Here is a 25558-nt window from a genome sequence, read left to right on the forward strand (position 1 = left end):
CACGCGGGATGACGCGGACTCCGGGGCACGTCGGTGCCTCGGCCTCGGGCGACAGTCACTGCCTCCCGACCGCTCAGCCATATAGTGCGGCATGCCCGGAGGCCGCGCCGGGCGCACCGGACAGGAGACCGCCACCGCCGGTGAAACCATGGCCGAAACGCGTACCGCCCCAGGGGCCCCGCCGATCGGCGCGATCGGTGCGGATGTGCGGCCATCGCTCACGTGACCTGTGTCAACTTCTGTATACGACGTTCCGCGGGTCGTACGGTCCGGACGATCGCGCCCCGCTCCGCGTCGCCCCGCCGTCCCGAGATCGGCCTGATCATGGCTGTCCGATATGCCAGGTGCATCATGCGCTTCCCGGCAACGGCACTGCTCACGGGTGCGTAATCACCCTTCCGGGTCGGGGGTGTCGGGTGTCAACCAGATTGTGCGAAGGGGAGGTTGATACCGAAACGATCGTCGGACGCAGGGGTAACGGAGGGGTACGGGTGGCGGCACGCCGGACGGACGGATTGTGCATCGGCGCGGTCGTACCGAGGACGGGCCGGCTGGCCCGGCTCGGCGAGCCGCTGGCCTATGCGATGGACCGGCTCGCGCCCCGCCTGGCGCGCGGCACCGACGGCACGGACCGCCGTCCCATCCGTCTGACCAGGCGGGACAGCCGGTCCGACCCCGACGGGGCGCGGCGGGCCGTCGCCGAGCTGGTGCGCGACGAGGGCGCCGGAATGGTCGTGGCGATGGACGGCAGCGCGGCCCTGCCGGCGGTGGCCGAGGCCTGTGAGGTCCTCGGCATCCCGTGCGTCTCCACGGCCTTCCCCTGGCACGCCTACGTCCACGGCCGGGGGGCCGGACCGCCCGCGCGGGCGTTCCGGTGGACGTATCACTTCGCCTGGGGGTTGGACGACATTGCGACGCTCTTCGCCGAGATGTGGGAACGCGTCGGTTCCGGCCGGACGGTCGGTTGTCTGTGGAACGACGGCCCGCAGGGCCGGCTGCTGCGGCACCCCCGGCACGGCTTCGCGCCCGTCGCGGCCGCGCGCGGGCACACCCTCGTCGACCCGGGCGGCTATCGCGAGCCGGCGACCTGCTTCGCCGCCCACGTCCGCCGCTTCCGCGAGGCGGGGGCCGAGATCGTCACTGGCGCGGCCACGGCCGAGGACCTGGCGCTCTTCCACCGCCAGGCCGCCGAGGCCGGGCTGCGGCCCCGGCTCATCACCTGCTCGCGCTGGCTGACCTGGCCGCCCGAGGGCGCCGGCGGCGAGGTCCTGAAGAACATCCGGATCGCCACGCTCGTCTACTGGACGCCCCGGCACCCCTTCCGTTCCTCGCTGGACGGCACCACCGCCGAGCGGCTGGCCCACGACTACCGGCGCGCCACGGGCCGGCCCTGGACCCAGCCACTCGGCCCGGCCCACGCTTTGCTGGAGGTGGCGGCCCACGCCCTGGCCACCGCCGCCGACCCGGCGGACCGGTTCGCGGTGGCGGCGGCCCTGGGCCGCACCCGGCTGGAGACGGTCGCGGGCCTCGTCGACTTCACCGCCGGACCCGCCCCCACCATCGCGCTGCTGCCCCTGATCGGCGGTCAGTGGCGCCGCCGCCGCGACCGCGCACCGGAGCTCGCGCTGGTCACCAACACGGCGCTGCCACGCGTCGCGGTGGACGCGGAGCTGACGATCGGCCTTTAGATCTCCATTGGATCTCCATGGATCCCCAGGGACCCCCGGAGATCTCTAGCGGACCGCGTCCACGTACACCCAGGCCCCGTCCTCGCGGACGAAGCGGCTGAGCTCGTGCTGTTCGTCCGCCTCGCCGTCGATGACGCAGTGGGCGCGGAACTCCACCGTGCCCTCGGTGTGGAAGGCCGTGCCGCCCGAGGTGGCGAGGATCTCCAGGCCCGTCCAGCGGACGCCGGCGTCGAGGTCGAGACGGGCCGGCCGGGTGGTGGAGTGCCAGGTGCGCAGGAGGTAGGCGGTGTCGCCGGCGGCGAAGGCGCTGTAGCGGGAGCGCATCAGGCGTTCGGCGGTGGGGGCCTGGGCCCGGCCCGCGTGGAGGGCGCCGCAGCACTCCCCGTACGGGGCGTCGAGGCCGCAGGGGCAGGGCGAGCCGGGCGTGATCGCCGGCCGCCGGCGGGGGCTTCTCTTGGACATCCCCCGATTCTGCCCTCCGCCCGGCGACGTGCCGGACACCGGGTCATGGCCGGGCCCGGGGCGTGTCCCGCCCCCGCGACCCTTTCGGCCGCACGGCCCCGGCCTCCCGGACGGCTCCGCCTGCCGCCGGGAAACGCCCAGGTCACCGCCGTCGCGCCGGTCCGCGCGCGGGGCCCTGCCCCTCCGGGCGGCCGGTTGCGACGCCCCGGGGGCCGTCGGACGGTGGTCGCATCCCGCCACAGGCGTCCGTGAAGGAGTCCACCGCATGCGCACGCACAAGCTCACCGCCGTGGCCGCGGCCCTCATATCCGGCTCGCTCACCCTGGGCCTGGCCGGCCCCGCCCTCGCCGCCGGACAGGTCCCGGACCCCGTGCCCGGCACAGGGCAGGGGGAGCGCCTGGCGAGTCTGGACGAGACCGTCTCCCTCGCCTCCCGGATCAGCCGCGAGGCCAGGTCCCGGACGCCCGACACCCGGCTCCTGGAGGACCTGCGGCGACGGCTCACCGCGGCGTCGGACCGCCTGCTGGCGGACGTCCGGGCGCGCACCCGCGCGAAGGACCCCGTCGACGACGTCACCGCGCAACTGGACAAGCTGCTCAAGGACGTCGGCGACCTGCTCGACGCGATCACGACGCAGGACTCCGCGCGGATCGGCGAGCTCGTCGCCATGGTCGTCGCCGACCTCCAGGCCCTGCTGGACTCGGTGCCGCAGCTGACGAACGACCCGCCGCCGCTGCCCGTCCCCGTCCCGAACCCGCCGCAGCTCCCGGTCACCGACCCGCCGCAGCTGCCCCTGCCGGTCGAGGACACGCCGGTCGAGGACACGCCGGTCGAGGACACGCCGTAACCGCACGGCCCCGCCCGGCACGCCGTCCGGGCGGTCCGGACGCACGGCGGAGGAAGGGGTGCGACGCATGCGCATCGCGGCAGGCCCGCTGGACTGGTCCCTGGTGCGCGGGTGGATCCCGCTCGCCGTCCTGGCGGCCGGTCTCTGCGCGCTGGCCGCGCTGCTCGTCTCCCGGCGCCGGACCTGGTGGACCCGCCGGGCGCCGCTCGCCGTCCTGCTGGCGGTGCTGCTCACCTGGCTGCTGCGGGTGGCCGTGGACGACTGGCTCCAGCTCTTCCCCGACCCGTTGCCCTGGCCCGTGGTGTTCTGGGCGGGCGTCGCGCTGCTGGGCCTGTGCCTGGCGGCCTTCCGGCTGTCCCTGCTGCGGCCGCGGTACTGGGCCGGGGCCCTGGCCGCCGCGTTCCTCGTCGTCCTGCTGGGCGCCTCGCAGATCAACCGGCACTTCGACCAGTACCCGACGGCCCGTACCGCCCTCAACACCTGGCTGCGGAAGACCACCCGCCTCGCCGACGCCACCGGCCGCCACGAACCGGTCCTGGCCGTGCCGCCGGGCAAGGCGATCGAGGACGTGTGGCGGCCGCCCGCCGGCATGCCCGCCGGAGGCACGCTCTCCCGGACGCCCGTCCCCGGCACCCGCTCCGGCTTCCACGCCCGCGGCGCGTACGTCTATCTGCCGCCCGCCTACCGCGCCAGCCCGCGCCCGCTGCTGCCGGTGATCGTGCTCATGGCCGGGCAGCCGGGCTCGCCCGACGACTGGATCAACTCCGGCCGTCTGGTGGAGATGATGGACGCCTTCGCCGCCGGGCACCGGGGCCTCGCGCCCGTGGTCGTCGTCGTGGACCCGCTCGGCTCGCAGTTCGCCAACACCCTCTGCGTGAACTCGCGGCTGGGGCAGGTGCAGACCTACCTCGCCGAGGACGTCCCCGACTGGATCCGCTCCCATCTGCAGGTGGCCGGTGACCGCGCCGCCTGGACCGTCTCGGGCATCTCCTTCGGCGGCACCTGCTCGATCCAGCTCGGCGTCAACGCGCCCCAGGTCTACGGCGTCGTCAACGACATCTCCGGCCAGGAGGAGCCGACCCTCGGCAACCGGAAGAGGACCGTCGACAAGGCGTTCGGCGGCGACACCGCCGCGTTCGAGAAGGTCAACCCCCTCGACGTCATGGCCCGGCAGCGCTTCCCCGATACCGCGGCGGCGTTCGTGGCCGGCACCGACGACAGCACCTACCGGCCGCAGCAGCGCAAGGTCTACGAGGCCGCCGTCCGGGCCGGGATGCGCGCCGAGTGGGTGCTGCTGCCCGGCGGGCACAGCTGGCAGGTGTGGCGCCCGGGCCTGGAGCGGCAACTGCCCTGGGTCGCCCGCCAGACGGGACTCGTCCGGTGACCGGCGCGCCCGGGGCCGGGCCCCCGCCGGGCGGACCTCCGCCGGCCGAGGCCGCCGCGCCGCCGCCCGCGCCCACCCCCGGCGACTCCACGCACCCCTGGCGCAGCACCCTCGACCGGCTGCTGGCCCCCGTCCGCCACGCCCCCTTCACCCTCGGCTTCCTGGCCGTGCTGTGGATCGTCGGCGCCGTCACCCACAGCCTCGGCGGCGGGCCCCGGCCGCACCGCCTCCAGACCGTGGGCGTCGGCGTCCCGGCGCTCGCCGAGGGACGCTGGTGGACCCCCGTCACCTCCCTGCTGTGGTGCCCCGGCATCGGCGGCTACATCGGCTCCACGCTGATCGTGCTGCTCCTCGTCACCCCCGCCGAACGCCGCCTGGGCGTCGCCCGCACCGCCGCCGTGCTGGTCGGCGGCCAGATCCTCGGCACCCTGCTCGGCGTCGGCATCGTCAAGCTCGGCGCGACGGCGGGGGAGTGGTGGCTGGAGGAGCTCGCCGGCGACCTCACCGTGTCGCCCAGCGTGGGCGCCCTCGCGGTCGGCGGCGTCCTCAGCTACCGGCTCACCGCCCTCTGGCGCCGCCGCACCCGCCTGGGCATCGTCGCCTTCGCCCTCGTGATGGCCCTCTACGTCGGCCACCTCCAGGGCGTGCTCCGGTTCGGCGGCGCCGTCGTCGGCCTCGCCGTGGGCGCCGCCCTGTACCAGCGCACCCGGCCGTGCCCGAGGCACTCCTCCCACACCGAGGCCCGGGTGCTGGTCGCCCTCGTCGTGGCCGCGTCCGCCATCGGCCCGATGGTGGCGATCCTCTACCGCGACGCCTACGGGCCGCTGAACTCCTTCCAGCTCTACGTCGCCGTCCAGCCCACCGCCCAGGAGGTCGCCGAGGCCTGCGCCACCTCGGCGGTGGACTGCCACTACGTCCAGGCCCTGCGCTCCTTCTACGACTCGCCGGCCGCCGTCATGGCCGTGCTCGTCCCCGCGCTGCTGCTCGTCCTCGCCGAGGGCCTGCGCCGCGGCCTGCGGCTGGCCTGGGGGCTGGCGGTGCTGGTCCACCTCGCCTGGATGGCGCTGTTCTCCTACTGGCTCGACGACTTCCTCGGCCACCCGGCCGGCTGGGCCGAGCCCACCGAGCGGTCCACCTACGCGCAGGCCTTCGCCGAACAGATGCTGCTGCCCTTCCTGGTGCTGGTGCTGCTCGTGGTCACCCGCGCCCGCTTCGACCTGCGGCTGCCGCGCTCCACCACCCACCGCCTCGCGGCCGTGACCGGCGGCGCCCTGCTGCTGTCCTGCGCCGCGTACGTCGGCCTCGGCCTGGCCGTCCGCGACCAGTTCGACCCCGGGGCGGGACCGGCGGTGCTGTTCTCCGGGCTGGCGTCGGAGTTCCTGCCGCCGAGCCTCGTCGGGGCCTTCGCCGACTGGCCCGTGCCCGTCGGCGGCACCGCGCGGGCCCTCTTCCACTACTGCGGTCTGCTCTTCTGGCTCGTCACCCTGGTCGCGCTGCTCGTCACCTTCCGGCGGCCCCGGCTGCACACCGACGCCGACGCGGCCGAGCGCGCCCGGGACCTGCTCGTGGCCGAGGGCGGCTCCACCCTGTCGTTCCTGACGACCTGGGACGGCAACTACTACTGGTTCGCCGACGACGGCAGGGCCGCCGTCGCCTACCGCGTGATCTCCACCGTGGCGCTGACCACCGGCGACCCCTTCGGCGCGCGCGAGGCGCGGGCGGACGCCGTCGCCGGCTTCGCGCGGTTCTGCGACGAACGCGGCTGGACACCCTGCTTCTACAGCGTCGGGGAAGGGACCCGGGAGGCCGCCGAGCGGCTGGGCTGGCGGTCCGTGCAGGTCGCCGAGGACACCGTCGTCCCGCTGCCCGACCTCGCCTTCACCGGCAAGAAGTGGCAGGACGTGCGCACCGCCCTCAACAAGGCCCGGAAGGAGGGCATCACCGCCGAGTGGTGGACCTACCGCGACGCCCCCGTCGCCCTCACCGACCAGGTGCGCTCGATCTCCGAGGAATGGGTCGCCGACAAGGGGCTGCCCGAGATGGACTTCACGCTGGGCGGCCTCGACGAGCTCGACGACCCGGCCGTGCGCTGCCTCATCGCCGTGGACGGCGACCGCACGGTCCACGGCATCACCAGCTGGATGCCGGTGTACGAGCGCGGCGCGCCCGTCGGCTGGACGCTGGACTTCATGCGGCGCCGGGCGAGCGGCTTCCGCGGCACCATGGAGTTCCTCATCGCCTCGGCGGCGCTGGGCTTCCAGGAGGAGGGCGCCCACTTCCTCAGCCTCTCCGGCGCCCCCCTGGCCCGCAAGGCCACCGAGGAGCCCCCGGCGGCACTGCAACGCGTGCTCGACTTCGGCGGCCGGATGCTCGAACCGGTCTACGGCTTCCGGTCCCTGCTGAACTTCAAGGCGAAGTTCCAGCCGCGGTACCGCCCGATGTACATGGCCTACCCCGACCCGGCCGCGCTGCCGGTCATCACCCGGGCCGTCACCAAGGCCTACCTGCCGCACATGACGGCCACCCAGGGCGTGCGACTGGTGCGGCGGTTCTCCTCGTAGGCTCCCCCAGTGGCGCACGGGTGCCACGGAATGCCGGCAGACGCGTGAGAGGGGCGGCCACGGTGGCACACGAAGCGGAGATCGCGACGGCGGAGGAGGCGGCGAACGACCATCTGGTGCTGGCGTTCGGGCGGCTCCAGGGGGCCGCGAACCGGCTGGAGTACATCCTGGGCCGGGCCATCGAGGAGGAGTGCGGGGTCAGCCACCTGATGTTCGAGGTCCTGCTGATCCTGGGCCGCGCGGGCGGCTCCGGGATGCCCATGCGGGCCATCGCCCAGGAGCGCGTGCTCAGCACCGGCGGCGTGACCCGGCTGGTGGACCGCATGGAGGCGGCCGGCCTGGTCGTCCGGGACGCCGACCCCGGCGACCGCAGGGGCCGCCTCGTCCGGCTGACCGCGGCGGGGGAGGAGACGGTCGTACGGGCCGCCCGCGTGCACCGGGAGAACATCCGGCGCCACTTCCTCGCACCGCTGCCCGAGGACCACCGGGAGCGGTTCGCGGAGGACCTGAGGACCCTCAGCCACGCCGCGCGCGATGCCCTGCCGCGTCTGCGCTGACCCGCCGCCGGCCCCGGCCCGGTGCCCCGCCCGGCCCCCGCCGATCGCGCGCCGCCGCCCGGGCCCGTACCGTCGAAGGCGATGACCTTCACCGCCCTCGGCGGGCTCCTGCGCGGGCCGGACGGCCGGGAGGCCGTGCGGCGCGCCCTGTGGGTGACCATCGCCGGCTGCACGGGCTTCTACGTCTGCACCTACGGCCTGGACGACGCCGTCATGGGGCTGTACGCGCTGTTCGGCTGCCTGCCGCTCGTGATGTTCGCGCGCGTGCCCGGCGACGCCCGCGCCCGGGCCCGTACGTTCCTCGCGGCCCTGCCCGCCGCCCTGCTGCTGGTGACCGCCGGGAGCCTGCTCGCGGCCCGCGACTGGGCGGCCGCCTGCGGCATGTTCGCCGTCGGCTTCGCCGTCTCCTACGCCTCCGTGGGCGGCCCCCGCCTCGCCGGCCTCGGCGTCGCCTTCCAGCTCTACTACGTCCTGCCCTGCTTCCCGCCCTACGCCCCGCAGACCCTGGCCTCCCGGTTGGCGGGGCTCACCATCGGCTTCCTGCTCACCGTCCTCACCGACCGGCTGCTGCCCCCGCAGCGGCCCACCGTCCCCTACCGGCTGCGGCTGGCCGCCGCGGCCGCGGCCGTAGCCGAGTGCTGTGCCGGGACCGCCGACGGGCGGCCCGACGGCAGGCCCGCCGCCGACCGCGCCCTGGAAGGCGCCCGCCCGTCCCGCATCCCGCCCGAGGAACGCCCCGCCTCGCCCTCCGCCCGGGACCGCGCCCTCAACCACGCCCGCGCCGCCGTCCGGCACGTCCGCGACCAGCTGGACCGGCTCCCCGCCGGCCCCGGCGGAGAGCCGCGCACCGGCGTCCCCGAGGCCGCCGGCCTGCTGCGGTGCGCCGCGGCCGCCCTGCGTCCGGTCGCGGCGGGCCTGTGCGGCGGCCGGCCGCCCCCGCCCGCCGGCGAGCTGCGCCGCGCGCTCGCGTCCTTCGACGCCGTCCGGGTCCGCGACCTGCCCGGCTCCTCCGCCCCGCGGCTGCGGCAGGACGCCGTCGTACGGGCCGCCGCCGAGGGCGCCGAACTGGCCACCACCGCCTCCCGCATCGCGCTCGGCGCCCACCCGGCCGACGCGTCCACCCGCCCCGGCGACCCCTTCTGGTACGCCGGCGTGCCCGCGCCCGTCCTGTGGTGGCTCCGCCTGCGGCTGCACCTGACGCCCCGCTCCGTCCACTTCCAGAACGCCCTGCGGCTGGCGGTCGCCCTGGCGGCCGCGCGCCTGATCGCCGGCTCCCTGGGCCTCCAGCACGGCTTCTGGGTGCTGCTGGCCACCCTCAGCCTCATGCGCACCTCCGCCGCCGACACCCGTACCACGCTGCGCCCCGCCTTCGCCGGAACGCTCGGCGGGGCCGCGGTCGCCGCCGTCCTGCTGATCGCCGTCGGCGACGTGCCCGCCTTCTACGCGGCCGTGCTGCCGCTCGTCCTCCTCGTCGGCTTCTCCGTGGGCCCCCTGCTCGGGCCCGCCTGGCTCCAGGCGGCGTTCACCCTCGCCTTCGTGCTGATGTTCTCCCAGCTGTCGTCGCCGGACTGGCGGCTGTCCGCCGTCCGCCTGCTGGACGTGCTCATCGGCGGCGCCATCGGCGCGCTGACCAGCCTCCTCGCCTGGCCGCGCGGCGGTCGCGGCGAACTGCGCTGCGTCCTCGCCGACTTCCTCGTCGAGGGCGCGGCCGCCTGCCGCGCGGTCACCGGCCTGCTGTGCGGCCGGCCCGGCCCCGACGACCCGCTGCGGTCCGCGCGCATCGCGATGCTGCTCGCCGAGGCCTCGTACTGCCAGTACCAGACCGAACGCATGGGCGAGCACACCGGCGACCCGCCCTGGGGCACCGCCCTGGTGGCGGGCTACCGCATGCTGCGCGGCGGTGAGCTGATGCTGATCCGCCACCGGACCCGGATGCGGGCCGGCGGCGAGCCGCTGCCCCCGGACGCGGTCGCCGAACTCACCGCCCTGGCCGAGGAGGTGACGACGGAGAGCCTGCGCGCCGCCGAGGCCCTGCGCCGGGGCGCCGCCGACACGGCCCGGGCCGCGGCGGAGCCGTACCACCCGGCCGGCTCCGGCACCCTGCTGTCCGCCGCGCGGCGGGCGGAGGCCCTGGACGCCGAGCGGGTCCTGCTGACCGTCGACGCGGAGGCCTGGCTCAGCGGCGCCGCCCAGGACGTCGCCCGGGTGCGGGCGACCGATCCGGCCGGAGCACCGGGGCCGGGCGTCGGCGGACGCGCCTGAGGCGGCGCCGACCGCGCGGGGCGCGGGTGCGGGATCCCGCCGCCCGGCCGATACTGGGCGGACCGGCCGGGCTCGGGGTCCGTACAGGGTGAGGTGTCCTCCCATGGTCCGAGATCCCGAAGGCCCCACCGCGCGGGTCAGGGGCGTCACCGCGCCGAGCCGTCCCCCACCCGTGCACGGGCGCTGGGCGATGCTCGCCGTGCTGTGCTCGAGCCTGCTGCTGGTCGCCATGGACGCGACGATCCTCAACGTCGCGCTGCCCTCGCTCATCGACGACCTCCGCCCCGGCGCCCTCGAACAGCTGTGGATCATCGACATCTACGGGCTGGTCCTGGGCGGCCTGCTCGTCACCACCGGGGCCGTCGGCGACCGCTGGGGCCGCAGGAGGCTCTTCCTCAGCGGCTTCGTGCTCTTCGGGCTGGCGTCCGTCGTCGCCGCGACCTCGCACAGCTCCTGGCAGCTCATCGGCGGCCGGGTGCTGCTCGGCATCGGCGGCGCGATGGTCATGCCCTCGACGCTCTCGCTGATCCGCAACATCTTCACCGACGACCACGAACGCGCCCTGGCCATCGGCGTCTGGGCCGCCGTGGCGGGCGCGGGCGCGTGCGTGGGCCCGCTGATCGGCGGGTTCCTCGTGGAACACTTCGCGTGGCAGGCCGCGTTCTGGGTCAACGTGCCCGTGGTGGTGATCACCGTCGCGGCGGGCGTCCGGCTGCTGCCGGAGTACCGCACCCCGCAGCACGGGAGGCTCGACCGGCCCGGAGCCCTGCTGTCGATCGCCGGCGTCGTGGCGCTCGCCTGGGGCATCAAGCACGTCGCCAAGGGCAGCCCGGGACCCGAGGACGTGGGGACGCTGCTGCTCGGCGTCGCCCTGCTCGCGCTGTTCGCCCGCCGCCAGCTCCGGCTCGCCGACCCCCTGCTGGACGTGCGCCTCTTCCGTGAGGGCCCCTTCCTGGCCGCCGCGCTGGCCACCCTGCTGGCGATGCTGGCCATCGGCGCCGCGCTGTTCCTCATCTCCCTGTGGCTCCAGTACGTGCACGGCTACTCGCCCGCGGAGGCCGGGCTGCGCACCCTGCCGTCGGCCCTCGCGATGCTGGCCGGTTCGCTGTCCTCGCCCTGGCTGATGCACCACGCCGGTGTGCGCGCCGTGCTCGCCGTCGGCCTCGGCGCGCTGGCGGCCGGCTTCCTGCTGCTCGCCCTCAGCCCCGAGCCGACGAGCTACGCGGTGGTGGCCGCCGTCCTCGCCGCCCTCGGTCTCGGCGACGGGCTCGCCATCACCGCCTCGGCCTCGGTGCTGGTCTCCTCCGTCCCCGCCGAGCGGGCGGGCCAGGCGGGCGCGGTGTCCGAGACCTGCTACGAACTGGGCGTCGGCCTCGGCGTGGCGCTTCTCGGCAGCATCCACGGCGCCGTCTTCACCCGCCGCATGACCGGGCTGCCGCTGGCCGGGGCGGACCTCGCGACGGCCCGCGAGTCGGTGGGCGGCGCGGAGGCGGTCGCCGTAGCGGTGGGCGGCGAGACCGGCCGGCGCGTCCTCGCGGCCGCCCGCGCGGCCTTCGACTCCGCGCTGACGACCACGGCGTACGTCTCGGCGGGCATCGTCGTGGCGGTGACCCTGCTGACCGTGTTCATGGTCCCGCGCGGCTTCAAGGTGACGGGCGGCCACTGACCACCGCCTTCGGGGGGATCAGGGCTGGAGGATCACCCGCGCCTCGCCCTGGGCAGGGGCGCGTCCCCCGGCGTGGGGATCACCGCCGGCTCAGGACGGGCCGAGGAACGGCAACGCCGCCGCCGAGCCGGGGCGCACGGTCCGGTGGACGGCCAGGAGCACGCCCGCCGTGCCCGTCGCGAGGTCCATCGACAGCCGCAGCCGGCCGTCCATCGGGAACGCCAGCCGCCCCTGGAACCGCACCGCGTGGAGGCCCAGCCCGCGCAGCTCCGCCGCCCGGGCGGCCGCCGGGCCGCCCGTGTGCGCCAGGGCGTAGAGGCGGCCCGCGTGGCCGTCGAGCAGGCCGGAGGACAGCTGGAGTTCGCCGCCCGGGGTGTCGCGGACGCGGTCGCGCAGCAGCGCGAAGTGGGCGTCCTCGCGCCGGCGCAGATACTCGTGGAGGACGACACCGATGCCCGCGCCGCCGGAGCCGAGGCCGCCCACGAGCCGTTCGCCGTCGCGCACCAGCACATGGCGGTCGCCGGTCACCGCGCAGTGGCCGAGGTCCCGGCCCAGCGCGACGGCGGCGCGGGACAGCCACCACTCGTCGCCGGTGGCGTCGTACAGATGGGTGAACAGCAGCGCGGGCCCCGACCAGCCCCGCATCAGGCCCACGCCCGCGCGGCCGTCCGGGCCGTCGCCGTCGCCGTCGAGCGCCGCCGCGAGCCGGCCGGCGAGCCGTTCGGCCCGCTCCGGGTCGCCGAACCGCAGGAACGTCAGGGCGATCCCGGCAAGCCCGCCGAACAGGCCCGCGCCGCAGCCCTTGAGGTCGATGCCGGCCAGCCGGTCCAGCACCTCCCGGGCCCGCCCCGGGCGACCCAGCGCGTCGAGGGCGTACGCCACCCCGGCGAGCCCGTCGTACAGCCCGGGCCGCGGCCAGCGGGCCCGCTCGGCGGCGCGGGCCAGCCAGTCCACGTGCGCGGCCGGGCACGCCCCGCCGTCGTCCGCCGTGCGGTGCAGGGCCAGCAGCACCCCGGCCGCGCCGAACGCGAGCCCCGCCGCCTGGCCGTCGAACTGCCGGACGTCGCCCGGGAACAGCCGGTCCTCGCGGTCCGGGGTGGCGCTGCGCAGGATCGCCTCCCGCATCGAGGCCAGCGCCGCCACCCAGTCCCCGCCGGCCTCCCGGCCGTCAGGCCATTCCGCGACCCTCGGCGCGGGGTCCGGCGGCGGGGCGAGCCGCTCCCGCAGCCCCTCGGCGAAGCCGGGCGGCAGCGGGAAGCGGTCCCCGGCCAGCTCGATCAGCTCCTCGTACTTGCCCGCGTCGAAACGCATCAGCTCCGTGAGCGGGCAGAACAGCGCCAGCCGCAGGCAGTCCAGCGCGTACGTGTCGACCGCGAGGCCCGACCGCGCCCAGGGCGCCGTGAACCCCGCCGTGCCCAGCACCGGCGTGAACGCCTCCGCCCGGTCGAAGGCCGTCTCGAAGTCCACGAGGCATACCCCGCCGTCCGGCCGCACCAGGACGTTGCCCGGCTGGAGGTCGCCGAAGACCACACCGCGCCGGTGGAGCGCCGCCAGGGCCTCCTCGACCCGGCCGAGGACGGCGCCGGCCCAGCGCGCGTACGCGGCGCGCTCCTCCGGCGCGGCGGCGGGTCCCGGGCGCAGCAGCGGATGACGGCGGCCCATCGCCTCGTGGAGGCGCTCTCCCTCGACGAACTCCTCGACGAGGAAATGGTGTTCCCAGTGCCGGGTCCGCGCGAGCACGCGCGGTACGCAGTCGAGCCCCTCCAGCCGGCGCAGCACGGTGTGCTCCCGGTCCAGACGGGCCACCGCGTCCATGCCGTTGTCGTCCACACCGGCGTACGGGCGGGCCTCGCGCAGCACCACCCGCCGGCCGGTGCGCGGGTCGACGGCCCGGTAGACCCCGCCGCCGTTGGAGAACCGCAGCGCCTTCTCGACGCGGTAGGGCAGGCCGCCGGGGGACGTGGCGCGGACGGCCCGGATGCGGGCCTCGACGAAGGGCGGGACCCGCGCCCAGGAGGGCACCTTGAAGGCCGCCCCGCGGACATCGGGCACCGCCTCGCCGTCGGGGCGCACCACCGCGGGCACGTACTCGCCCTCGCGCGAGAAGCAGTAGCGCGGGGCGAACCCGCCGTAGCGCACGTACAACGGCCCCTCGTCCCAGCGCAGATCGCTGAGGATGTACGGCCCCTTGACCCCGGCCAGCAGCGCCGACAGCTCCCGCAGGGTGCGTTCCAGCAGCTCCTCGCAGCGCGGGTAGATGGTGATGAGCTTCCCGCCCGCCGACCGGGGGGCCCGTTTGCTGTTGACGAGGGCCAGCAGCCTGCGGCTGCGCAGGAACTTGAAGCTGATGCCGTGTTCGACGCAGTACTCCCACACCGCGTCGACCACCCGGGGCGCCTCCTCCGCCGTGGCCGAGGCGTGGATCTTCCAGCCCTGTTCCGGCAGCCGGGTGTCCCCGCGCCGCAGCACCACCCAGCCGCCGCGCTCGGCCCGCCGCCAGCCCGCGGGCGCCGGGTGGGCGGTGCGGGCGAAGCGGCTCGTGGTGTCCTCGACGCGGTCGAGCGCGTCCGCGAAGAGGGGGTCCGCGACGAGGTGGCCCTGGGTGAGCACGTCGCTCTCCTTCCGGTTCTCCGGGGTGCGGGTGGGCGGTGTGCGGCGGCGCGCCGGCCCCCGCCGTCCGGTGCGGCGGGGGCCGGCGCGCGCCTCCCTCGGAGCGGCTCAGACCTGTCCGAGGGTGCTGTGGTAGCTGTTGCTACACGGCCACTGGGCGGGCGTCTCCTCCTCCAGTTCCTGCAGTTCCAGGATCTCCGACACGTCGTTCACCTCCCTCCCGGCGCGGGCGGGGCGAGGACCGGGGGTCGAGGAAGGGCAGGACGGGGCCGGACCCGTCGAACACGGCGCCGAGCGCGAGCAGCACCCCCGCCGCGCCGGTCGCCAGGTCCGCGGACAGGCGCAGCAGACGAAAGCCGGGGAACGCCAGGTGCCCCCGGTGCCACTGGGCGTGCCAGGCCAGCCGGCGCACCTGGCGGAGCACGGCGGGGCTGTCCGGGCCCTCGCCCAGCGCCGTCAGACAGGCGAGCGAGCCGGCCCGGCCGCGCAGCAGCCCGGAGTTGTGGACGTGGAGCGGGTCGCAGGTGCGCCGCAGTGCCTCCGGCAGGCCGGCCAGGTCCGGATCGGCCGCCGCCTCCGGCCGGTGGGCGAGGTAGTCGCGGACGGCGAAGGCGAGGCCCGCGCTGCCGCCCTGGAGGTACGGCAGGCCCGCTGCGCCGTCGAGGAGGGTGACGGTCCCGTCGGGCAGGGTGCGCAGCCGGGCGGTGTCGTGGCGCAGCGCCCGGCGCGCCGCGTCGAGGCGGGCGGGGTCGCCTGTCTCCTCGTACAGCCGCAGGTGGAGCACGGCGACCCCGGTGGCGCCGTGCAGCAGACCGTACGGCGCGGGCCCGCCGGGGGCGCCCGGCGGCGGTCCGCCGGCCACGGCGCGGGCGGCGCGCGCGGCCGCGGCCAGGGCCCGCCCGCGCAGCGCGTCGTCCCCGGTCAGGGCGGCGAAGTGGAGCAGGGTGAGGGCGATGCCCGCGTCGCCGCCGGCGAGGTCCGCGCGGTGGGCGGCGGTCTCCAGGGGGCGGCAGCGGTCGAGGAGGGCCAGGGCCGCGTCGGGGCGGCCGAGGTCCCCGAGGGTCAGCGCGACGCCGTGGAGGCCGTCGAGGAGGCCGGGCCGGGGCCGAGGGTCGCGTTCGGCGGACCGGACGAGCCAGTCGGTGTACGCGGCGGGCACCTCGGCGCCCACGCGCCGCAGGGCGTGGAGCACACCGGCCGCGCCGTGGCCGAGGGAGTGGCCGCCGAGGGCCGAGGGGCCGGTGGGGGTGGCGGGGAAGAGCCGGTCCGGGCGGTCCGGGGTGGCGACGGCGTGGAGGCCGCGCACCAGCGAGTCCCTGATGGCCGGCCAGTCGGGCCGTTCGGCCGCCAGCAGGGCGGCCGCCCGGTCCTCCGCTTCCGGACGGCCCGCCGGCCACAGTCCGGCCAGCAGCCGGGAGCCGAAGCCGGGCGGCACCGGATAGTGCCGCTGCACGGCGGCGGTGAGGGTGCGCAGCTTCTCCGGCGCGCGGTGCGGCAGGGGGAGGAACAGCCACAGCCGCAGGCTGTCCAGCAGGTACCGGACGGCCGCGTCAGGGGTGAGGTCTTCGGGCGCGCGGAAGAGGGGGTCGCCGGCGGCCGGCGGACGCCGGTCCGCGAGGCCGGTGAGCGACGCCAGGCCGGTCAGCGCGACGCGCCCGCAGGGCCGCAGGAGCACGTGGCGCGGCCGCAGTTCGGCCGGCGGGCACCCCGCGCCGGCGAGGGCGCGCAGCGCGTCCGCGACCCGGTCCACGACGCCCAGGGCCCAGGCGGTGTACGGGCCGGCCTCGGCGGCGGCCCGGGCCGTGGACGTCAGCGGGAAGGCGCCGGCCGCCGCCCGGTCGAGGGCGGTGCCCTCGACGAACTCCTCGGCCAGGAAGTGGTGTTCGCCGTGGACCCGGTGGTCCAGGAGGCGGGGGAGGACGTCCAGGCGCGCCAGCCGGAGCCGCAGGTCCCGCTCCCGGCCGAGCCGGGTGACCGCGTCCTCGCCCCGCCGGTCCAGCCCGGCGTACGGGCGGGCCTCGCGCAGCACCAGGCGCTCGCCGGTGCGCCGGTCCTCGGCCAGGTAGGTGCCACCGCCGGTGCGCAGGCTCAGCGCGCGCTCCACCCGGTACGGGAAGCCGCCGGCCGGCGGGGCCTGGAGGGCGGCGAGGTCGGGGCGCAGCACCGCGGGCAGGGGGATGCCGGCGGGCGGGGCGAACACGGCCCGGCGCTCCTCCCGGTCGTCGCCGCCGGGCCACGAGGTGTCCGGGCCGTGGGTGCCGTGGCGGACGTACAGGGGGCCGGAGCGGTGCCGCAGGGCGCCGAGGACGTACGCCCCGGGGAGGCCGTCGAGCAGCACGCCGAGTTCGCCGAGCGCCCGTTCCAGTGCCGCCTCGTCGGCGGGGTGCACGGTGATCAGGCGCCCGGCGGTCATCCGGTCGGCCCGGTCGTCGCCCAGTTCGCGCGCGGTGGCGAGGCTGCGGACGAGGTCGAAGGGCAGCCCGCGGGCGGTGCAGTGGCCCCGGACGATCTCCGCGGCGCGTTCCAGCTCCGGCAGCGCGACCGAGACGTGGATCCGCCAGCCGCGCCGGGCGGGCGCGGCCCCGCGCGGCCGCAGTGAGACCCACCAGCCCCACGCGTCGCGCTCCCAGCCGGGGGGTGCCGGGCGGCGCGCCGCGGCCAGCAGGTCGTGGTCGTCGGGGTAGCGCTCGGGCACCTCGTGGACGTCGGGGTCGGCGAGGCAGAAGCGGTCGTAGTCCCTGGGCGTCAGCACGGCGCGCGGGCTAGCGGGCGAGGGCGCTGAATTCCGGCGGATTCGTGCGCACGGACCGGCGGTCGATGCGGGAGCGCACCTCGTCGGAACCGAAGTGGTAATCCATGCGCCGCACGGCCGCCGCCCAGTCCTGCATGGTCCGCACCGCCGAAAGGGTCTCCACCACGAAGGGGTCGCTCAGCCGGGACACGCCCCGGTACCACAGGTCGAGCGGCGATTCCTCCAGGATGTTCCCCACCGTCCCCTCGTAGACCGGCAAGGCCCGGACCGCGCCGTCCGGTTCGATCTGCATCACGAGAGTGTCGACGCCGCTGGCGAAGCGGTCCGGGCGCATGACGAGATTCTGGTTGTCGGTGGTGTAGACGCGGACTCCCGGCGGGGCGAGTTCCTGCAGCCGGGCCCGCTGTTCCTCGCTCGTCAGCCGGGCCACCTGCGCGTCGTCGAGGAGCTCGTGGCGGCAGAACTCCGGCCGGCTCGCCAGCCCCTCGGGAACGGCCGCGTTGAAGGTCAGGCAGCGCAATTCCGGGAACCTCGGGGCGATCGCCGTGCAGAATTCCTCCAGTTGCGGGAAATTGCTGCGCACCACCACGCAGTCGATGCCGAACCACAGGGGCGTACGCCGCAGCCGGCGCCGCTCCTTGGCGACGCCGTCGAGCAGGGTCAGGGCGCTCAGCGCCCGGTCGAAGGCGCCGCGGCGGCCCCGGATCCGGTCGTGGACCTGGGCCGTCGCCCCGTCGAGGCTCACCACCACCTCGTCGAACACCCGGGCGAGTTCGGTCGCCATCCACGGTTCCATGATCCAGCCGCTGGTGTAGACGGCGGTCTTCACCCCGGCCCGCGACAGCCGTCCCGCCACCTCGAAGATGCCTTTGATCACGAGCGGTTCCCCGCCGGAGAGCGCGACCACCCGCGGGCGGAGGGAGATCAGCGCGTCGGCGACCCTCAGCATGTCCTCGTGGCTCAATTGCCTCGGCGCCCGCCGGCCGGATTCCGAATAGCAGTGCGAGCAGCGCAGCGGGCAGGCATAGGTGGTGTCCCACACGACCACCTCGGGACCGGAAGACACGCTCATGGTTCCCTTTCGGCATTCCTCGGACCGCCCCATCGAACCGAGTCTGTCCCTCCCGCTCCCACCGTGCCCAGCCTGGAATCCTCCGGTCTTGATAGAGGTTTTCCGCTATACGCGGTTTGTGGGACATCGTCTGGACCGCCGGCCGAGCGACCCCCGATAATGTCGCGCGTGAGGGGTACGCGTGTGGGGTAGGGGGCGGCCGATACGGATCGCCGCGCTCTTCGGCGGGCTCTGCCTGCTCTGGGCTGCCGCCACCGGAGCGTTTCTGCTGCGGAACAACACCGTCACCCTGCCCTGGATCCTCGGCTCGGTCCTGCCCTGTTACTGCGCCGGGCTCTTCGCCTGGTGGCACGCCCCGGCCAGCCATGTCGCCCGCCGCCTGCTGCTGATCGGCACCGCCCTGTCCGTCAGCATCGGCATCCGCTACACCTCGGCGCTGCTCACCGCCTGCCTCGGCTGGGACCTGACCGCCCCGGAGAACGGCCTGCCCTCCCCGCAGGCCTCCCTGGTGGTCCTGCCCACCGAGTGGGTCAACCTCACGGTGAGCATCCTCGTCGCCCACCTCCTCGCCCTGCTGCCCGACGGGCGCTACCACCTGCGCCACGAACGCCTCGTCCTGCGCTCCCTGTGGGGGCTGCTGGTCCTGCCGGTCGCCCTGCCGCTGGCCGGAGTGCCCACGCGCGGCGTCGAGTACGCCGTCTTCTACTACCCCGAGGCCTGGCTGCCCGGGATCGGCGCCGCGCTGCTCGTCGTCCGCTGCCTGCGCGCCCGCGCGGCCGGGCGCCGCGACATCGCCGCCCCGCTGCCCGTCGCCGTCGCGGCGTCGGTGCTCTTCCTGGGCCGCGCCACCTCCCGGCTGTTCCGCCCCTGGCACGGCGAGACCGGCGTCCTCTATCTCGTCGGCGCGCTGCTCGGGGCCCTGCCCTACGTACTGATCTCCCTCTCCATCGTCTACGCGGCGTTCCGCTACCGCCTCCTCGGCGTCGACATCGTCATCCGGCGCTCGGTCGTCTACGGCACCCTGTGGCTCATCATCAGCGGCTGGTACCTGGGCATGGCGATGACCCTCGGCCTGACCGCCGGCCAGTACTTCCCCATCGGCCTCTCCGTGCTCGTCGCCGTCACCGCGACCGCCCTCTTCCAGCCGCTGCGCGCCCGCCTCAACCAGCTCGCCGAACGCCGCGTGTTCGGCGAACGCCTGAGCGCCTTCGAGCTGCTCGTCCAGCTCGGCAGTGCCCTGGAGCACGCCTACGACCTGAGCCGGCTCGCCCCCCAGCTGGCCGCCGGGCTCCAGGGCGGACTCGGCCTGACCTGGGCCCGGGTGCGGCTCGGCGGGGACGCCGGGATGCCCGTCCACCTGGGCACGGCCGGCGAGCGGCCCGCCGCGGGGCGCGACCGGCCGCCGGCCGGCGGGATCCCCGTACGGTTCGGCGACGACGTCCTCGGCCTGATCGAGTACGGGCCCAAGACCGGGGGCCGGTTCACGCCCGAGGACCACCACGTGGTCGAGACGCTCGCACGGCAGGCGGCCCTGGCCGTGCACAACGTCCGGCTCGCCGCCGAGCTGTCCACCCGGGTCGACGAGGTGCAGCGCCAGGCCGGCGAGCTCGACGCCTCCCGGGCCAGGATCGTGCAGGCCCAGGACAGCGAGCGGCGGCGCATCGAGCGCCGGCTGCACGACGGCATCCAGCAGGATCTCGTGGCGCTGGTCGCCAAGCTGTGCCTGGCCCGCAACCGGCTGGGCCGGGGCGGCGACGTCGACGGCGTGCTCACCGAGGTGCAGGACGACGCCTACCGCGTGATCGACGAACTCCGCGAGGTCGCCCACGGCATCCACCCGCCCGTCCTCACCGACCAGGGCCTGGTGGCCGCCGTCACCTCCCGCGCGCGCCGGATGCCGATCCCCGTCACCGTACGGATCGAGGACTCCCTGGAACGGGTGCGCTTCGCGCTCGACATCGAGGAGTCGGCGTTCTACCTCGTCTCCGAGGCGCTGACCAACATCCTCAAGCACGCCGGGGCCACCCATGTGACGATCCGGATAACGCGCGCCGACGGCTGGCTGGTGGTGGAGGTCAGCGACGACGGGGTCGGCTTCGCCACGGACACCACCCGGGGCGTGGGCCTGACCGGCATGCGGGACAGGATCGAGGCCGTGGGAGGCGACCTGTGGATCACCAGCCGCTCCGGCGGCGGCACCACTGTCCGATCCAGGCTGGCCGAGCGGGTGCGGGAGGAGATCCGTGACTGAGCGACCCATGCGCGTCGTCATCGCCGAGGACCACTATCTGGTGCGTGAGGGCACCCGGCGGCTGCTGGAGGACACCGGCGACGTCGCCGTCGTCTCGGCCGTCGGCGACGCCGAGGAACTGCTCGACGCCGTCGAGGAACTACGGCCCGAGGTCGTCATCGCCGACATCCGGATGCCGCCCGGCCACCACACCGAGGGCATCGCCGCCGCCCACGCCATCCGCGCCGGGCACCCCGGCATCGGCGTGGTCATGCTCTCCCAGCACGCCGACGAGAACTACGCCTTCGACCTCTTCCAGCGCGGCACCGACGGCCTGGCCTACCTGCTCAAGGAGCGCATCGGCGAACTGGACGAGCTGCTGCGGGCGCTGCGCGAGGTCGCCGCCGGGCGCTCGGTGGTCGACCCCCGCATCGTGGAGGTGCTGATGGGCAGCCACACCCGGGCCGCCGACGCCCCGCTCGCGGCGCTGACGCGCCGGGAGCTGGACGTCCTGCGGCACATGGCGGAGGGCAAGACGAACCGGGCCATCGCCCAGGCGCTCGTGCTCTCCGAATCGACCATCGAGAAGCACGTCAACTCCACCTTCGCCAAGCTCGGCCTGGCCGAGGAACCCCTGCTCCACCGCCGCGTCAGCGCGGTCCTCGCCTACCTCCGGCACGCCCCGCGCGGCCTGGGCTGACGGGCCCGTCCCGGAGGTCCTCCCAGGTGACGACGGGGCTGCCGGCCCGTAGCGCGTAGTCCAGCGCGGGCTCGCGCACCGGCCACTTCAGTCGCAGCCAGTTCGGCACCGTCGCCGGGATGCCGTCGTCCGCCGCCAGGTGCCAGAAGGTGTTGGAGTCCCGCCGGGCGAAGTACGGGCAGAGGAAGGAGACCACCACCGTCACCCGCCGCCCCCGGGTCACCGGGGAGACGGCGTGGAAGATCCTGCTGCCGTGGAGGAACAGCGCCGCACCGCGCTCCCCGCACGGCGCCTCCTTGATCCGGGGATCGCCCTCCCGGGCGCCGGTGAACTCGTCCAGGCGGCCCTGGAAGTAGCTGAAGCGACCGCCGTCGTAGTCCTCGTAGCCGTTCAGCTGGAGGGTCAGGACGTAGTCCATGCCGTCGTGGTGCCACTTGACGATGTCCGAGCGGCCGTCGGCCTCGAAGTAGTTGACCTGCACGGTGGGCAGCCGCAGCGGGTGCGGCACCAGCGGCACCCCGGCCAGCCGGGAGACGGCCAGCAGGAACCCCCGGTCGCGGATCATATTGCTGATGAACGCCGAGACCAGATCGGCCCCGCGCACCCGCCGGGTGGTGATGAACCGGGCGGTGGCGGCGGAGCTCTCCAGCCGGTCGCACACCTCGGTGAGGCACTCCAGGCCCTCCGGGGTCAGGATGCGCACCGGACCGGCGAGCGCGGTGTCGTCCACCATGCCGTGGCCGCGGTTCAGCTCGTGGCCGGCGTAGCCGAACTCCCGCAGGCCGACACGCGGCCCCTCGACCTCCGGACGCACGAACTCGCCGCGCCAGCGGGGCTCCCCGGGCAGCCCCGCCGGGCGCCGGGGTCTTCTGGCGCGCAGCGCGTGCGCGACCTGCTCCCATCCGGTGGCCATGCGCGGATGGCGGAGCGTGCCGCCCGGTCCCGTCCCGCTGCCGCCGTTCCTGCCGGTGCTCTCTCGGGTCGTCGTCATGAGCCGATTGCAGCGCCGGGCCCCGGCCCCGGCAAGGTCCGGTTCGCGCCACCGCGGAGGCCGCCACCACGCTCTGCCCGACGACGTGCCCCGGCGTCACACGGCGACCGTCCCGCTCGCCAGCGCCTGTGCGACCTGACGGGCCTGCCGGGTCACGTTGCGCAGGTGGTTGGAGAACGGGACGCGGAGGTGCGTGCCGACGCCGGCCAGCCAGACGGGTTCGGGCGGGGCGCCGGGGCCCGGGCGCACACGGAGGTCGGCCTCCAGGTGGCCGAGGGGGACCGGGCCGGCGGGCGGCGGGCCGTCGCCGGTGCCGGCGGACAGGAACAGCTCGTGGCCGTCGGGGGAGTGGTGGATCCCGGGCTGCTCGAAGCCGGTGGCGTTGACGACGTGGTCGAAGGCCTCGGCGCCGGTCGCCTCCGGCCACTCGACGTGCCAGGCGCCGTCGCGGAACGCCACGGCGCGGGGATAGGAGGGGGCGATGCGGAGGGTGCCGGTGTCGCACAGGGCCAGCAGCCGGCGCGCGTTGACGACGGTCATCGCGGTGGCGTAACGGCTGGTGAACCAGGAGAAACGCCGCAGCAGCGCCGCCCGCCGCTCGGCGGAGAGCCCGGCGCTGAGCTCGATGACCGCTTCGAGCGCGGCCACGACGACGCCGGGCCACGCGCACACCCCCGCGTCCACGAGGGCGATGTTCTCGCGCAGGCGCCGGACGGGGTCCGGTGCCGCCGACGTCTGGAGGCGCAGGGGGCGGTCGCTCACCAACCGGACGGCCTCCACCACGCGCCGCAGCACCTTCTCCTCCAGCAGCGGGTCGTCCGGATCGAGCCGCGCGACGGCGTCGATGGACGGGAAGGGCCGTACGGGCGCGGCGAGCGACACGCGGACGGCGGGCAGCAGACCCGACGGCGAGGTCATGGTGGGCCGGTGGCCGTCGCGGCACAGCAACAACGCGGCGTCGACGGCCGATTGCCGTGTCCCCAGGACCAGCACCCGGCTGCCGGGCCGCACGGCGCGGCGCACGCGTGCGGCGGGGTAGGGGCTGTCGAGGTAGCGGGGGTGCCCGGTGAGGCCGGCGAACCCCTCCGGGACCCGGGGCCGGTGGACCCCGGCACAGACGACGACCGCGTCGGAGGTCAGGTCCCGGCCCGTGTCGAGCCGCACGAGACGGCGGCCGTCGGGCGCGGCGCGCACGGACCGCGCCGTGGCGGTGACGTGCTCCGTCTCCAGGCCGAGCGCCGCGGCCTCCTTGAGGGCCTCGGTGTACCGGTCCCGGCAGTACTCCGCCATCCGGGCCCGGGGGACGCAGTCCCGGGGCGAGCCGGTCCAGTCGTGACGGCGCCGCAGGTAGTCGACGAAGTCGGCGGGCTCGTCCGCGAGGAGGGAGTTGATCTCGGCGGCGCTGTTGCACAGCAGGAGGGGATCGGGATCGCCGAACGCCAGTCCCCAGCCGACGGGACGGGGATCGACGAGCCGGACGGACCGCACGGTGGGGGCGGGGCGGGCGGGGTCGCCGAGCGCGCGCACGAGATGCAGGAAGACGCTGGTGCCCGCGAACCCGGCCCCGACGATGACCACGTCACGGGGCACCATGGGCTTCATGGAGTGATGTTAAGCCCTGGGCGATTTCGCTGAGAGCATGCCGATGTTCCCAAATCCGTGATGTGGATGCAGTGTTGGGACACATGAGACTCCTGGTGCTGGGTGGAACGGAATTCGTGGGACGCGCCGTCGTGGACGACGCCCTGAAGCGCGGCTGGGAGGTGACCGTCTTCCACCGCGGACGCCACGAGGCGCCGCCCGGCGTCACCGCGCTCCACGGGGACCGCTCCCACGAGGGCGGCCTCGCGGCCCTGGAGACGGGGGAGTGGGACCTCGTCGTCGACACCTGGTCCGGCGCCCCGTCGGCCGTCCGCGACGCGGCCCGGCTGCTGGCCGGCCGTGCCGGGCACTACACCTACATCTCCTCCCGCTCCGTCTACGCCTCACCGCGCCCGCCCGTCTTCGACGAGACCGCGCCGGTGGTCGACGCCTCGCCCGACGCCGGTCAGGTGGCGTACCCGGAGGACAAGCGCGGCGGCGAACTGGCCGCGACCGCCGCCTTCGGCGACCGCGCCCTGCTCGTCCGCGCGGGCCTGATCCTCGGCCCCGGCGAGAACATCGGCCGTCTCCCCTGGTGGCTGCTGCGCACGGCCCGCGGCGGCCCGCTCCTGGCCCCCGGCCCGCGCGACCTGCCCCTCCGGTACATCGACGTCCGCGACCTGGCCGCCTGGACCCTCGACGCGGCCGCCGGCGGCCTCGGCGGCCCGTACAACCTGGTCAGCCCCCCTGGCCACACCACGACGGCCGGCCTCCTCGACGCCTGCGTCCGCGCCACGGGCGGCACGGTGGACCTGCGCTGGGCCCCTCCGGAGACGATCCTCGCGGAGGGCATCACCCCCTGGCAGGACCTCCCGATCTGGCTCCCCCCGGGCGAGCTCCAGGAGGCCGTCCACGGCGGCAACGTCGACAAGGCCCTGGCGACCGGCCTCCGCTGCCGCCCGGTGGAACAAACGGCCCAGGACACCTGGACCTGGCTCCGCTCCCTGGGCGGCACGCCCCCGCAGCGGGAGGACCGCGACCCGGTGGGCCTGGACCCGGAGACGGAGGAGCGGGTCCTGAGGCGGCTCGCGGGCTGAGGACGAGGAGGGGGGCGCCGGCGACCGGCTAGGCCTCCGCGGCCCACACCGCGCGCATGTGCTGCCGTGCCGCCGCGGGCGCCTCGAGCCGCTCGAAGACACCCGCCGATACGCGGAACAGACAGTCGATGCCGTAGCGGTGGAGCAACGCCGTGTCGGCATCCGCGGGGCGCGTGGGGAACAGCCCGGCCAGGCGGTCCGCCGGCCGGGGGCTGTGGGGCGCGTAGTCGAGGAGCTGGGCCAGAGCGGCGCGGACGTAGATGTGATCGCTGCTGCTCTTGGCCTCGATGATCTCCGTCCCGTCCGGACCGGACACATGGATGTCCGTGATACCGGCAGGGGTGCGGAGGCGCTCTGTCGCGATGCCGCCGAGAGTGTCGGTGTATTCGCGGACGAGAAGGTTCTCGGCCCGGCTCACGACTATCCGCCGGGCATCACGCTGGTAGGCGGTCGTGGTGGTGTGGACCCCCTCCAGGGGGACGACCTGAGTTCCCTGGGAGATGGCGGTCGCCACGGCGACGTCCCGGGCGATCTTCCGCTGGGTGTCGGTGTAGGTGCCGATGCCCAGCCCCAGGAGGACTTCCTCGGCCTTCTCGCCCTCGAGGACCCGCAGCCCCATGAAGTTGTCGTTCTCGTTGAAGCTGGGGAGTGCCCAGATCTCGGCGTAGGGGATCTCGGTGGGCTCGAACGAGAGCAGACTGTAGACGTTGTGCCAGCTTCCCTTGACGGGATCGGGCGTCCACATGGTGTCCGCGAACGCCGCGTTCTGGAAGGTCACCCCGATCTCGCCGATGCCGCGGACGAGGTTGCCGCCCGTGAACAGCACCACGTCGCCGGTCCGGAGGCGCCGCATGTTCCTGTCCTGCACGGCGGTGGCGCCCCAGAAGCGGGCACTGCCCGTCGGGTGAGCGCCGAGCAACTGCTCACGCTGGGCAGGGGAGAGGGCTGTGGCGTGGGGATCCGTGGCGAAGGGCACCTCCTGGTCGAGGGTGTCCCGCCAGTGGCGCCTGGCGGCGGGATTTCCGTAGGAAGGCTGGATCGCGACGAGCGGCATGCCGGTGTCCCCCTGTTCTCGGATGAGTCCAACAGGCCGCATCG

At 75.4% G+C, this 25558-nt stretch carries 17 protein-coding genes; 10 read left to right on the top strand and 7 right to left on the bottom strand.

Going from position 1 to position 25558, the window contains the following annotated elements:
* Positions 1-491 precede the first annotated feature (491 nt).
* Positions 492-1688 (top strand): ABC transporter substrate-binding protein, encoded by a 1197-nt coding sequence (locus tag AC07BS_RS07545; protein WP_478647336.1) that lies wholly within the window; start codon positions 492-494, stop codon positions 1686-1688.
* Positions 1689-1733: 45 nt separating this feature from the next.
* Here the strand turns inward: AC07BS_RS07545 and AC07BS_RS07550 are convergent, their stop codons facing one another.
* The gene (locus AC07BS_RS07550; RefSeq protein WP_478647334.1) at positions 1734-2150 is read right to left on the bottom strand and encodes a YchJ family protein; all 417 of its coding nucleotides are present in this window, start codon (positions 2148-2150) and stop codon (positions 1734-1736) included.
* Between the two features lie 265 nt (positions 2151-2415).
* On the opposite strand from AC07BS_RS07550, the gene AC07BS_RS07555 reads away from it, so the two are divergent.
* The 6 genes from AC07BS_RS07555 (at position 2416) to AC07BS_RS07580 (ending at position 11427) form a co-directional block, all read left to right on the top strand.
* Positions 2416-2997, top strand: a complete 582-nt coding sequence (locus AC07BS_RS07555; RefSeq protein ID WP_478930830.1) for a hypothetical protein — start codon at positions 2416-2418, stop codon at positions 2995-2997.
* 67 nt (positions 2998-3064) lie between these two features.
* Positions 3065-4381 (top strand): alpha/beta hydrolase, encoded by a 1317-nt coding sequence (locus tag AC07BS_RS07560; RefSeq protein WP_478930832.1) that lies wholly within the window; start codon positions 3065-3067, stop codon positions 4379-4381.
* Entirely contained in the window at positions 4378-6942 is a 2565-nt protein-coding gene (locus tag AC07BS_RS07565) for a phosphatidylglycerol lysyltransferase domain-containing protein (protein ID WP_478930834.1), read from the top strand. Before AC07BS_RS07560 ends, AC07BS_RS07565 begins: the two co-directional genes overlap by 4 nt.
* A 62-nt stretch (positions 6943-7004) precedes the next feature.
* Positions 7005-7499: a MarR family winged helix-turn-helix transcriptional regulator gene (locus AC07BS_RS07570; RefSeq protein WP_478644159.1), complete on the top strand. Its 495-nt coding sequence runs from the start codon at positions 7005-7007 to the stop codon at positions 7497-7499.
* Positions 7500-7580: 81 nt separating this feature from the next.
* Positions 7581-9761, top strand: a complete 2181-nt coding sequence (locus AC07BS_RS07575; RefSeq protein WP_478930836.1) for an FUSC family protein — start codon at positions 7581-7583, stop codon at positions 9759-9761.
* 103 nt (positions 9762-9864) lie between these two features.
* Entirely contained in the window at positions 9865-11427 is a 1563-nt protein-coding gene (locus AC07BS_RS07580; RefSeq protein WP_478644156.1) for an MFS transporter, read from the top strand.
* 90 nt (positions 11428-11517) lie between these two features.
* Here AC07BS_RS07580 and lanKC (AC07BS_RS07585) read toward each other — a convergent pair whose 3' ends face one another.
* The 3 genes from lanKC (AC07BS_RS07585) to AC07BS_RS07595 form a co-directional block, all read right to left on the bottom strand.
* Positions 11518-14037: a class III lanthionine synthetase LanKC gene (gene lanKC / locus AC07BS_RS07585; protein ID WP_478930839.1), complete on the bottom strand. Its 2520-nt coding sequence runs from the start codon at positions 14035-14037 to the stop codon at positions 11518-11520.
* 142 nt (positions 14038-14179) lie between these two features.
* The gene (lanKC, locus tag AC07BS_RS07590) at positions 14180-16789 is read right to left on the bottom strand and encodes a class III lanthionine synthetase LanKC (protein WP_478644151.1); all 2610 of its coding nucleotides are present in this window, start codon (positions 16787-16789) and stop codon (positions 14180-14182) included.
* A gap of 10 nt (positions 16790-16799) precedes the next feature.
* The gene (locus AC07BS_RS07595; RefSeq protein WP_478644150.1) at positions 16800-17861 is read right to left on the bottom strand and encodes a radical SAM protein; all 1062 of its coding nucleotides are present in this window, start codon (positions 17859-17861) and stop codon (positions 16800-16802) included.
* Between the two features lie 181 nt (positions 17862-18042).
* On the opposite strand from AC07BS_RS07595, the gene AC07BS_RS07600 reads away from it, so the two are divergent.
* Entirely contained in the window at positions 18043-20112 is a 2070-nt protein-coding gene (locus AC07BS_RS07600; RefSeq protein ID WP_478644147.1) for a sensor histidine kinase, read from the top strand.
* 7 nt (positions 20113-20119) lie between these two features.
* Positions 20120-20791: a response regulator transcription factor gene (locus tag AC07BS_RS07605; RefSeq protein ID WP_478644213.1), complete on the top strand. Its 672-nt coding sequence runs from the start codon at positions 20120-20122 to the stop codon at positions 20789-20791.
* Here the strand turns inward: AC07BS_RS07605 and AC07BS_RS07610 are convergent.
* Together AC07BS_RS07610 and AC07BS_RS07615 are read right to left on the bottom strand one after the other, a co-directional pair.
* The gene (locus AC07BS_RS07610; protein WP_478930842.1) at positions 20742-21782 is read right to left on the bottom strand and encodes a hypothetical protein; all 1041 of its coding nucleotides are present in this window, start codon (positions 21780-21782) and stop codon (positions 20742-20744) included. The genes AC07BS_RS07605 and AC07BS_RS07610 overlap by 50 nt on opposite strands.
* 96 nt (positions 21783-21878) lie before the next feature.
* Positions 21879-23384: an FAD/NAD(P)-binding protein gene (locus AC07BS_RS07615; RefSeq protein WP_478930844.1), complete on the bottom strand. Its 1506-nt coding sequence runs from the start codon at positions 23382-23384 to the stop codon at positions 21879-21881.
* An 83-nt stretch (positions 23385-23467) separates the two neighbouring features.
* Here AC07BS_RS07615 and AC07BS_RS07620 point away from each other — a divergent pair, with 83 nt between their 5' ends.
* Entirely contained in the window at positions 23468-24460 is a 993-nt protein-coding gene (locus AC07BS_RS07620) for a Rossmann-fold NAD(P)-binding domain-containing protein (protein WP_478644141.1), read from the top strand.
* 28 nt (positions 24461-24488) lie between these two features.
* Here the strand turns inward: AC07BS_RS07620 and AC07BS_RS07625 are convergent, their stop codons facing one another.
* The gene (locus AC07BS_RS07625) at positions 24489-25514 is read right to left on the bottom strand and encodes a hypothetical protein (RefSeq protein ID WP_478644139.1); all 1026 of its coding nucleotides are present in this window, start codon (positions 25512-25514) and stop codon (positions 24489-24491) included.
* Positions 25515-25558: the final 44 nt, after the last annotated feature.

Source organism: Streptomyces sp. NPDC044063 (genome assembly GCF_056434285.1).

Bases quoted from the DNA above. Each gene is read 5' to 3' on its own strand.
- AC07BS_RS07550 (WP_478647334.1), bottom strand. From the start codon at position 2,150: ATGTCCAAGAGAAGCCCCCGCCGGCGGCCGGCGATCACGCCCGGCTCG.
- AC07BS_RS07555 (WP_478930830.1), top strand. From the start codon at position 2,416: ATGCGCACGCACAAGCTCACCGCCGTGGCCGCGGCCCTCATATCCGGC.
- AC07BS_RS07560 (WP_478930832.1), top strand. From the start codon at position 3,065: ATGCGCATCGCGGCAGGCCCGCTGGACTGGTCCCTGGTGCGCGGGTGG.
- AC07BS_RS07575 (WP_478930836.1), top strand. From the start codon at position 7,581: ATGACCTTCACCGCCCTCGGCGGGCTCCTGCGCGGGCCGGACGGCCGG.
- AC07BS_RS07580 (WP_478644156.1), top strand. From the start codon at position 9,865: ATGGTCCGAGATCCCGAAGGCCCCACCGCGCGGGTCAGGGGCGTCACC.
- AC07BS_RS07595 (WP_478644150.1), bottom strand. From the start codon at position 17,861: ATGAGCGTGTCTTCCGGTCCCGAGGTGGTCGTGTGGGACACCACCTAT.
- AC07BS_RS07605 (WP_478644213.1), top strand. From the start codon at position 20,120: ATGCGCGTCGTCATCGCCGAGGACCACTATCTGGTGCGTGAGGGCACC.
- AC07BS_RS07610 (WP_478930842.1), bottom strand. From the start codon at position 21,782: ATGACGACGACCCGAGAGAGCACCGGCAGGAACGGCGGCAGCGGGACG.
- AC07BS_RS07615 (WP_478930844.1), bottom strand. From the start codon at position 23,384: ATGAAGCCCATGGTGCCCCGTGACGTGGTCATCGTCGGGGCCGGGTTC.
- AC07BS_RS07620 (WP_478644141.1), top strand. From the start codon at position 23,468: ATGAGACTCCTGGTGCTGGGTGGAACGGAATTCGTGGGACGCGCCGTC.
- AC07BS_RS07625 (WP_478644139.1), bottom strand. From the start codon at position 25,514: ATGCCGCTCGTCGCGATCCAGCCTTCCTACGGAAATCCCGCCGCCAGG.